The sequence below is a fragment of the Kitasatospora sp. NPDC088861 genome, from assembly GCF_044750105.1.
In the GTDB taxonomy this organism is placed as follows: domain Bacteria; phylum Actinomycetota; class Actinomycetes; order Streptomycetales; family Streptomycetaceae; genus Kitasatospora.
On sequence record NZ_JBIVJF010000034.1, the window covers coordinates 65255 to 75244 of the forward strand.

Sequence of the window (9990 nt, forward strand, 5' to 3'; positions counted from 1 at the left end):
GTTTCCGCAGATGCACGCCGTGGGGATCGTTCTGGTTCTGGTGGTTCTGGCCACGAGCGTGGCCACCTTCGCCCGGCGGTTGCGGGTGCCCGCGCCCTCCCTGCTGGTCCTGGTCGGCCTCGCGGTCGCGATGGTCCCGGGTGTGCCCGCGCTGCACGTACCGCCGCAGGCCATCGCCCTGGTGGTGCTCCCACCCCTGCTCTACTCCTCCGCCGAGGAACTGTCGTTGCGCGATCTGCGCACGGTGTGGCGCCCGGTGACGATCCTCTCCTTCGGCCTGGTCTTCGCCTCCGCCGCCGCCGTGGGCTTCGTCGCCGTCGCCGTCGCCGGGCTCCCGCCCGCGATGGCGTTCGTGCTGGGGGCCGTCCTGTCCAGCACCGACCCGGTGGCCGTCACCGCGCTCGGCCGCCGGCTGGCGCTGCCGGGGCGCGTCCAGGTGCTGGTGCAGGCCGAGAGCCTGTTCAACGACGCCACCTCGCTGGTGCTGTTCAAGGTCGCCGTCGGCGTCGCCGTGGCCGTGGGCGGCACGGTGGACCTGCCTGCGGCGGGCGGCGAGCTCCTGCTGCTCGGCGGGGGCGGCAGCCTGGTCGGCGCCGCCGTGGCCGGCCTGGTGTGGCTGATCCGGCGCCGCACCGCCGACCCCGTCCTGGAGACCGTGATAGCCCTGGTCACCCCGTACGCGGCGTACGTGCTCGCGGAGTCCGCGCACACCTCCGGGGTGACCTCGGTCGTGGTCGCCGGCGTCCTGCTCGGCCGCTCCGGCCACCGCCTCACCGACGCCCGCATCCGGCTCCAGCTGCACGCCGTCTCCGCGGTGGTGGTGTTCCTGCTGGAGAGCGTCGTGTTCAGCATCGTCGGCCTGCAACTGCCCGCCCTGGTCCGGGACCTGCCGGCCGGCACCGGCTGGTGGCCGCTCCAGGCGCTCGCGCTGGCGGCCGTGCTGATCGCCGTCCGGGTGCTGTGGACGCTGCCGCTGACCCGCGGGGTCAAGCCCGCCCGCGGCCGGCTGTCCTGGCGGGTCGCCGGGGTCGTCACCTGGGCCGGCACCCGGGGCGTCATGCCGCTGGCGGCGGCCCTGTCCATCCCGCTGCTCACCGCGGACGGCGACCGGATACCCGGGCGCCCGCTCGTCCTGGTGCTGACCACGGCGGTGGTCGTCCTCACCCTGGTCGTGCAGGGCCTGACCCTCGCCGCCGTGGTCCACCGTTCCGGGCTCGCCCTGGAGCCCGAGCACACCGCCCGCGAGGAGGACGACGCCCGCGACGCCCTCAACCGCGCCGCCCTCGACCACGTCGACCACCTCGCGGCCCTGGAGGTCATGCCCGACACCGCGATCGACCGGGTCCGGCGCGGCCTCGCCGCCCGCCTCGACCGCACCCCCGAGACCCCCGACGGCACCACCGCCGACGCCGCCTATCGTCAACTCCGGCACGAGGTCATCACCGTGCAGAACGCCCGGCTGCACCGCCTCTACGCGGAACACCTCATCAGCGACACCACCCTGCGCCGCCTCCAGCGCGACCTCGACCTGGAGCAGGCCGGACTCGGGCGGGTCTGACCGGCCCGGGCCGGCCGGCCGTGACGGCTTGCGGCCCCGGTCTTCCGCACCTCCGCACCGCAGGTCAGACTGTCGCGAGCAGTCCGACGCAGCACCGAACGGGGGCCACATGGCACAGGGCAGGAAGAAGCAGAAGAGACCACTGAGCGCGGCGGCCGCCGCCCAGCGGCCGAAGACCGCCAAGCGGAGACCCCGGAAGGACAACCCGCTCGCGCCCCGCACCATCCGCCGGGCGGCGGGCCTGGTCGCGGTGCTCGCCCCGCTGCTGCTCGTCGGCCTGATGGCGCTCGCCGTGGACCCGGACTACTCCGCCCTGTTCACGATCCTCGCCGTGCTGGTGCTCATCACCTCGCTGGGCGGGCTGATGGTGGTCCGGGCCGCCGGCTGGGTGCTCTGGCCCGGCGTCCTGCTGGGGGTCCTGCTGCTGGCCCTGCCACCCACCACCATCCGGGCGGAGGTGCTCGCGCACCGCGGGGAGCGGACCGAGGTCGTCGTCACCGAGGCCCACAGCTCGAAGGACCGCAGCGGCCGGACCAGTTGGTCCTGCGCGATCCGCCGCGCGGACGGGAAGCCGCTGCCGCACCCCGAGTTCCAGGGCTCGGGCTGCTCCGGGTCGTCCTCCGCCGGCACCACCACCACCGTCCTCGTCGACCCCGACGGCTGGGCCCCGCCGGCCGGCACCGACCTGGACCTCGCCTTCCTGCACGGCGGCGTCTACGCCCTGGGCGCCCTCAGCCTGCTCTGGGTCCTGCTCGTCACCGCCGCCGCCCGCCGCAGCCTCCGGGACTCCCGCGCCGCAGCGCCCGCCTGACGGTTCGGGTTCAGGAAGGCGGGCGGTCAGGCCGTGCCGGCCTTCGGCACGGTGTAGAGGCACTCCTCGATCCGGTCGATCAGGCCGCCCTCGAACCGGAAGTAGACGACGGTCGGGACCTCCTGGACGACCCCCTCGGCCGACAGCAGGTGGATGACGTGCTGCTGGAGCACCTCGTCCGGCTTCTCGAACTGGCGGAGGACCTCGAACCGCAGCGACTCGACACCGGCGGCGAAGGCCTTGAAGTGCACGAGCCGCTCGTCGATCGCCTGCTCGTCCTTGCCGTCGTTCTGCCACACGGTGGCCTTCTCGGTGCACAGCGCCCGGAAGCCGGCGAAGTCGTTCGCCTCCAGCAGCCGCAGACCCGAGATGACCGTCTCGCCGATGCTCTGTGCCATGCCGAACTCCTGTGTCCGTCGGGTCGAATGCGGGGATGGTGGTGCGGTGCTGCGGTCAGTGGGGAAGCAGGCCGAGGTGGCGCAGGTCGGTGACGTACTTGCGGACGAGGGCCGCCGACAGGTGCGGGATGTCCTGGTCGGCGCCGACCTTGGCGGCCCGCACGGCGGACCGGAACCCGGCGGCGGGGATCGCCGACCCGGGGACGCCTTCCCCGGGCCGCGCGAAGGCGCGCAGCAGGGGCAGCAGCGAGTGCTGGCGCTGCTTCTCCGGGAGGGCACGCAGCGCGGTGGTGATCCGGGCGAGCCAGTCGTCGTAGTCGTCGATCCGCCGGATCGGGTGGCCGGCCTCGATGAGCCAGTCGACGAAGGTGTCCAGGCAGACGCCGTCGTCGTGCGGGTTCAGCGCGTTGAAGGTCCGGTAGCCCTCGGTAGCCCGCGCGCCCAGCGCGGTGACGGCCTCGGCGGTGAAGTCGACCGGCAGGCCGTCGTAGTGGGCGCGCCCGCCGCCCCGGTAGAAGGAGCCCGGAGCGATGCCGGTGGCGAGCAGGCTGAGCAGCAGGCGGGTGAACACGTCGGGCACGTTCAGCTGCCCCCGGTACCTGCCGTGCGCGAGGATCATGTCCGAGCGCAGGGTGACGACCGGCAGTCCGCACAGGTCGTGGGCCTCGCGGAGCAGCACCTCGCCGGCCCATTTGCTGGTCGCGTACCCGTGCGCGTAGTCGCCGTACCCGTGCGCGTCGTCGTGCCCGTCCTCGTGCTCGGATCCATGCGCGCCTCCGTTGCCGGTGCCCCGGGCGAGGTGGCGCACCGGGCTGGTGACGCGGATGTCCCCGTCCTCGTCGAGGGCCGCGGCGCCGGCCACCACGGCGACGGTGGACACGTAGGTGACGGGCTTGAGCCGGGTGGTGAGCGCCAGCCGGATCAGTTCGGCCGTGCCGACGACGTTGGGCCCGAACAGCTGGTCGTAGGGCAGCACGTGGTTGACCAGGGCGGCCGGGTGGACGATCAGGTCCACGGTGTCGGCCAGCCGCTGCCAGGTGTCCTCGGCCAGGCCCAGCCGCTGCTCGCCGATGTCGCCCGCCAGCACCTCCAACGTTCCGTCGGCCAACTCCCGGTACCGCCGGAGCAGTTCGGCGTCACCGCTGTCGAAGGCGGCCTCCAGCCGCTTCGCCGCGACGGCCGCGTCGGCGCCACGGACCACGCAGACCAGCCTGCCGCCCGCGGGCGCCAGCCGTTCCAGCCACTCCAGGCACAGGAAGCGGCCGAGGAAGCCGGTGGCCCCGGTGAGCAGCACGGTGCGGACGGCGCCGTCGGGGCGGGGCAGCGTCGGGGCGGCGGCGAGCGTCGCCGCGTCGAGGAACCTGTCCAGGGTGAGGTCGCCGGCGCGGGCCTCGACGGCGTGCTCGCCGTGGACGGAGGCGACGGTGGGCCGCGCGGCGCCGGTGCGGCGCCGCTCCTCGATGTAACCCGCCACCCGCGCAAGGTCGTTGGCCGGGCTGATCACCACCCCGACCGGGACCTCGACCCGGAAGATCTCCGTCATGAGGGCGGCGAAGGACAGCGCGGACAGCGAGTCCCCGCCCAGGTCGGTGAAGTGCGCGTCGGCGCTCAGCTCGGCGCCCGCGCAGCCCAGCAGCGCCTGGGCGGCCCGGCCGACCGTCTCCAGCACCGGCCGGTCCGGCCCGGCCCGGCGCAGGTCGCGCAGCCGGCGCTCCTGCCCGTCGGCGAGTTCGGCGTAGAGCCGTTCCAGGGCCTCGCCGTAGCGCTCCCGGAGCCGGGGGCGCAGCGGTTTGTGGCTGTCGGCGAGCAGGCCGTTCGCGGCGCTGAAGGGTTCGGTCTCGATCAGGACGTCGCGCGGGATCTCGTAGGAGTTGAGCTCGGCCTCCTTGGCGATCCGCTGGAGCGACTCGATGAGCAGCGGTTTGAGCGACTCGGCGTCCCCGTCGGCCCTGGCCAGCGCGTCCGGGGCGGGGACGACCACGGCGAGCGGGTAGGCGCGCTCGCTGTTGCCGTACACGAAGATCTGCCGGATCAGCGGGCTGGCGACGAAGGCGGTCTCCAGGCGGGAGACGGCCACGAACTCGCCCTGGGAGAGCTTCAGGACGTCCTTGGTGCGGTCGACGTAGACGAGCCGGTCCGGCCCGATCTCGGCCATGATGTCGCCGGTCCGGTAGTAGCCGTCCGCGTCGAAGATCTCGGCGGTGAGTTCGGGCCGCTTGTAGTAGCCGGGGATGGCGGTGGCGGTCTTGAGCAGCAGTTCCCCGCGCGGGTGCGGCGAGTCGGTCCGGAAGTAGCCGAGTTCCGGGACGTCGACCAGCTTGTAGTCGATGACCGGCGGGCGCTGCACCACCGAGTCGAGCAGCACCCCGCCGGCCTCGGTGGAGCCGTAGCCGGTGTACAGGTGGAAGCCCAGGCAGGACTCGACGAAGGCCGCCACCTCGGCGGAGAGCGGGGCGGTGCCGCAGAAGGCCTTGGTGACGCGCCCGCCCAGGACGTTCTCCCGCAGGTCGGTCTTGACCGCCGTGTCGACGTCGCCGGGTTCGCCGGAGCGCCGGTCCAGTTCGCTGCGGTACCGCTGGAAGAGCAGGTCGCAGATGCGCGGGACCATGGTCAGCTCGGTGGGGCGGACCAGCGCGATGTCGTCGAGCAGGGTGGAAAGGTCGCTCCTGGCGGTGAAGTGGCCGACGCCGCCCCGGGAGAGCGAGCCCATCAGCGCCCAGTGGCCGGCGAGGTGACTCTGCGGCATGTAGTGGACGCTGACCGGGGGTGCGTCCTCCGCGCCGTAGCTGAAGCCGTTCCACGCGGTGCGGACCAGCCGCTGGGGGTAGACGGCCCCCTTCGGGGTGCCGGTGCTGCCGGAGGTGTAGATGAGCAGCGCCAACGGGTCGTCACCCGGGTCTGCGACGAACAGGGGCGCGGGCGGCAGTCCGGCTCCGGCCTCGACCACGGCGGCCAGCGGGTCGACGGCCACCGGGCGGCCGGCCCCGGCCAGGCGCCGCCGGGCGGATTCGAAGGCGTCGCGCTGCTCGGCGATGTCGGGGCGGTAGTCGAACACGATCACGCGCCGGATCGAGGGCACCCCGAGGACGGCTTCGACGGCGGTGTCCAGCCGCTCGATGCTCGCCGCGAGGGCGCGCGGCTCGGTCTCCGCGACGATCGGCGCCAGCTGGGACAGCGGCGCGCTGGACTGCAACGGCACGACCACCACGCCCGCGTGGAGGCAGGCGAGATCGAGCGTGGCGTAGTCGGTGCTGGTGAAGCCCAGGATGCAGAGCCGGTCGCCGGCGCTCAGCGGGTGGTCCGGGTGGTGGTGCCACTCGGTGGCGACGGCGCGTACCCGGGCCCACAGTTCGCGGTAGCTGACGGTCTCGAAGCCGGGCAGCAGGCGCCCGGTCACGGGCTCCCGCGCGCGTTCGCCGAGGGCGGGCCGGTCGGCGTAGCCCTCCATGATGGCCGCCATGACCTCGGCGAGTCCCTTGCCCGGATCACGCACGGCCGCGGTGATCGCCTCCGGTGGTTCGGCCATGCTGAGTCCTCCCGTAGTGTCCGGGTGATGTCGAAGTGCGGGCTGGGGCCCGGCCGGAGCAACCGCCGACTCCCTGACGTCAGGCGGTCGCTCCGGCCGGCGGCGTCTCACCAGGCGACCGGCAGCGCGTCCGCTCCGCGGATGAGCCGTTCCGTCCGCCAGGTCACCTGGTCGGCCGGCACGGCGAGGTGCAGGCCGGGCAGGCGGCGCACCAGGGTGTCCAGCACGACGCGCAGTTCCATCCTGGCCAGGGCCGCGCCGAGGCAGTGGTGGATGCCGTGTCCGAAGGTGACGTGCGGGATGTTCTTCCGGCGGAAGTCGATCTCCTCGGGGCGGTCGAACACCTCCGGGTCCCGGTTGGCCAGGGAGAACTCGGTGACCACCGCGTCGCCGGCCCGGACGGTCTGCCCGCCCAGTTCGACGTCCTCGGTGGCGATCCGGGTGAAGCCGGCGGTGGCGCTGATCGGGATGATCCGGGAGAGTTCCTCGACCGCGTCGGGGATCAGGCCGGGATCGGCGACGAGCTCGTGCCACAGCTCGGGCCTGGTCAGCAGCGTGTAGACGAAGTTGCCGATCTGGTTGGCGGTGGCCTCCTGGCCGGCGGACAACAGGCTGACCCCGAGGCTGACCAACTCCTCCTCGGTGAGCCGGTTCTCCTCGTCCTCCACGGCGACCAGTTCGCCGAGCAGGTCGCTGGTGGGCTCGACGCGGCGCTCGGCGACCAGGCCGGCGAGGTACTCGTTGAGGTGCCCGCGGTCCCGTGCGGAGCGGGCCGGGTCGGAGAGCATCAGCAGGCCGTCCACCCAGGCGTTGAACCGGTCGCGGTCCTCGACGGGCACGCCGAGCAGTTCGCAGATCATCGTGATCGGCAGCGGCCAGGTGAGCATCTGGGTCAGGTCGGCGGGCGAGCCCGTGGCGATCATGGTGTCGAGCAGGCCGTCAACGATCTGCTGGGCGCGCGGGCGCATCGCCTCGACCCGGCGCACGGTGAAGGGGTTGGCGACCCTGCGCCGCAGCCGGCTGTGCTCCGGCGGGTCCATGCTCAGCATCGAGGTGCGGGGCAGGCCGGCCGAGACGATGCGGGGCACGTCCTCGCCCGCGGCGGCGGCCCGGCTGAACCGGGGGTCGGCCAGCACCGTCCTGACGTCGGCGTGGCGGGTGACCAGCCAGGCGTCGCCGCCGTAGGGCAGGCTCACCCGCAGCACCGGCTGCTCGCCGCAGGCCTCGGCCAGCTTCGGGTCCACGTCGAGCTGCTCGGCCGGACCGAACGGATAGGCCCGCGGCCCTTCTTCTGTCGCGGTCATCGTGTCAGTCCTTCCAGTCCTGGCGGGCGGTCACAGGGACGCGCTCTTGCCGCCGTCGATGACGAGGTTGCTGCCGGTGATCCACGAGGCGCGCCGGGAGACCAGGAAGCCGACCGCCTCGGCGATGTCCTCGGTCTGGCCGATCCGCCCGAGCGGGACCTCGTCGGCCCAGTCCCCCTCCGATTCCATGCCGAGATAGTCGACGATCTTCTCGCGCGCCTCATCCGCCCCGGGAGTCATCACGTTTCCCGGGGAGATCGCGACGACCCGGATTCCGTCCGGCGCCAACTCGACCGCGAGGCCCTTGCTGTACACCTCCAGCGCGGATTTCGCGGCGGCGTAGTGCAGGATCATCGGGTAGGAGGAAATGGTCGCGATGGAGGAGAGGTGCACGATCACCCCGCCGCCGGCCGCGCGCATGGCCGGCACGAGTGCGGCATTGAGCCGGACGGCGGCCAGGAAATTGATGTCGACCGTGTACTGCCAGTCTTTCTCGATTTCCAGCGCGGTCTGGAAGGCCCGGCAGCCGCCCGCGTTGTTGACCACGATGTCCACCCCGCCGAGGGAGTCCAGCGCGGCGTCGGCGAACGCCCGCACCCCGGCCGGCGAGCTGAGGTCGGCCTGGATGAACTTGGCCGCGGACGGGGTGTGTTCGGTGGGGTTGCGGGCGGAGGTGACGACGGTGGCGCCGGCGTCGAGCAGGTGCTGCACGATCGCGGCGCCGATGCCCCGGCTGCCGCCGGTGACCACGGCCCGTTTGCCGTCCAAGTCGTGGGAAATCTGCGCGGTAAGGCGACTCTCGCTCACCCTGGGTTCCGCCACCTTTCGTTCCTGGGAAATTCCTTTCCGCGGCACTGGTCGGCAAGGGAATCAATTCTCCAGTTGCGACCCAGAAGGCGACGCGGAACCACCTGCACCACTATCCGTGATCTCCCGGACACGGTCAACATGATTGTGTCGATGCCGTGGATCGCCTGAGGCAATGCAGCACGGACAAGAGCACCCGCTGGACGCCGCGATCAACAGGGCCGATAATCGTGTGTTACCTATGTGCGGCCGACCACACCATTTTCCGCACGGCCCGGCGGCGATTCGCCGGAGCGGCGGAGAAGGCGCACACGGAATGTTCACACCATGAGTGCCGAGAACTCGGGAGAAAGCATGTCCAGCTTGGACGAGCCGTTCGTCGTGGGTGATCTGACGGTCCCCAACCGCATCGTGATGGCCCCGATGACCAGGATGCAGTCCCCCGGCGGCGTGCCGGGCGAGGAGGTGGCCGAGTACTACGCCCGCCGGGCGGCCCACCAGGTCGGACTGATCATCACCGAGGGCACCTACGTCGACCGCGCCGCCGCCCGCGCGTACGACCACGTGCCCCACTTCCACGGCGAACAGGCGCTGGCCGGCTGGGCGCGCGTGGTGCGGCGGGTGCACGAGGCCGGCGGCCGGATCATCCCGCAGCTGTGGCACACCGGGGTCGTGCGCACCGGGACGGAGCCGCCCGCCGAAGGCCCGTCCGGGATCGGCCTGGACGGCGCCCCGGCCGGGCGGGCCATGACCCAGCGGGACGTCGACGACACGGTGGCCGCCTTCGCCGAGGCCGCGGCGACCGCCGAGCGGCTCGGGTTCGACGGCGTCGAACTGCACGGCGCGCACGGCTACCTGATCGACGACTTCCTGTGGAGCGGCACCAACCGGCGCACCGACCGCTACGGCGGCGACCCGGCCTCCCGCGCCCGCTTCGGCGCCGAGATCGTGCGGGCCGTCCGCGCGGTCGTCAGCCCGGGCTTCCCGGTCTTCTTCCGGTTCTCCCAGTGGAAGGTCGGCAACTACGGGGCCCGCATCGCGCAGAGCCCGGCCGAGCTGGAGCAGCTGCTGACCCCGCTGGCCGACGCCGGGGTCGACGCGTTCCACGGCTCCACCCGGCGCTACTGGCAGCCCGAGTTCGACGGCAGCGACCTCAACCTGGCCGGCTGGGCGCGCAAGCTCACCGGCAAGGCCGCCGTGACGGTCGGCTCGGTCGGCCTGGACCAGCAGTACGGCGAGGGCGAGTTCGCCCAGGGCTACACCAGCCGGGCCGGCGTGACCGGCATCGACGAACTGCTGGCCCGCCTCAAGCGCGACGAGTTCGACCTCGTCGCCGTCGGCCGCACCCTGCTCGCCAATCCGGACTGGGCCGCCAGGGCGCTGCGCGGCGACCTCTCCCGGACCGTCCCGTACGACCCGGCGGTGCTCACCAGCCTGGCCTGACAGCGCCGTTCGACGAACGGGCGCCCGGAAGCCGGGGGGGGCGCCCGGGGGGGGGCCCCCCGGCCCGGGGGGGGGGGGGGGGGCGGGGCCGGCCCCCCCCCCCCCCCCCCCCAGGCGGCCCCCCCCCCCCCCCCCCCCCCCCA

7 protein-coding genes are annotated in these 9990 nt (G+C 73.1%); 3 read left to right on the forward strand and 4 right to left on the reverse strand.

Annotated features, from left to right (window positions below; translation table 11 throughout):
• Window positions 1–10: 10 nt before the first annotated feature.
• Both ACIP37_RS33750 and ACIP37_RS33755 read left to right on the forward strand, forming a co-directional pair.
• Window positions 11–1558 carry a Na+/H+ antiporter gene (locus ACIP37_RS33750; protein ID WP_363632507.1) on the forward strand — a complete coding sequence of 516 codons (1548 nt, stop codon included), beginning with the start codon at window positions 11–13 and terminating at the stop codon, window positions 1556–1558.
• Window positions 1559–1667: 109 nt separating this feature from the next.
• A complete protein-coding gene (locus ACIP37_RS33755; RefSeq protein ID WP_363626305.1) occupies window positions 1668–2369 on the forward strand; it encodes a hypothetical protein in 702 nt (233 codons plus the stop codon).
• Window positions 2370–2395: 26 nt separating this feature from the next.
• On the opposite strand, the gene ACIP37_RS33760 is transcribed toward ACIP37_RS33755, so the two are convergent.
• The 4 genes from ACIP37_RS33760 to ACIP37_RS33775 all read right to left on the reverse strand — a co-directional run bounded on the left by ACIP37_RS33760 (window position 2396) and on the right by ACIP37_RS33775 (window position 8365).
• Window positions 2396–2767: a nuclear transport factor 2 family protein gene (locus ACIP37_RS33760; protein WP_363587138.1), complete on the reverse strand. Its 372-nt coding sequence runs from the start codon at window positions 2765–2767 to the stop codon at window positions 2396–2398.
• 55 nt (window positions 2768–2822) lie between these two features.
• Window positions 2823–6293: a carboxylic acid reductase gene (gene car, locus ACIP37_RS33765; protein ID WP_400808050.1), complete on the reverse strand. Its 3471-nt coding sequence runs from the start codon at window positions 6291–6293 to the stop codon at window positions 2823–2825.
• Window positions 6294–6400: 107 nt separating this feature from the next.
• Window positions 6401–7597: a cytochrome P450 gene (locus tag ACIP37_RS33770; protein ID WP_363587136.1), complete on the reverse strand. Its 1197-nt coding sequence runs from the start codon at window positions 7595–7597 to the stop codon at window positions 6401–6403.
• A 30-nt stretch (window positions 7598–7627) separates the two neighbouring features.
• Window positions 7628–8365 (reverse strand): SDR family oxidoreductase, encoded by a 738-nt coding sequence (locus ACIP37_RS33775; RefSeq protein WP_400845095.1) that lies wholly within the window; start codon window positions 8363–8365, stop codon window positions 7628–7630.
• 393 nt (window positions 8366–8758) lie between these two features.
• On the opposite strand from ACIP37_RS33775, the gene ACIP37_RS33780 reads away from it, so the two are divergent.
• Window positions 8759–9847, forward strand: a complete 1089-nt coding sequence (locus tag ACIP37_RS33780; protein ID WP_363587134.1) for an NADH:flavin oxidoreductase — start codon at window positions 8759–8761, stop codon at window positions 9845–9847.
• Window positions 9848–9990: the final 143 nt, after the last annotated feature.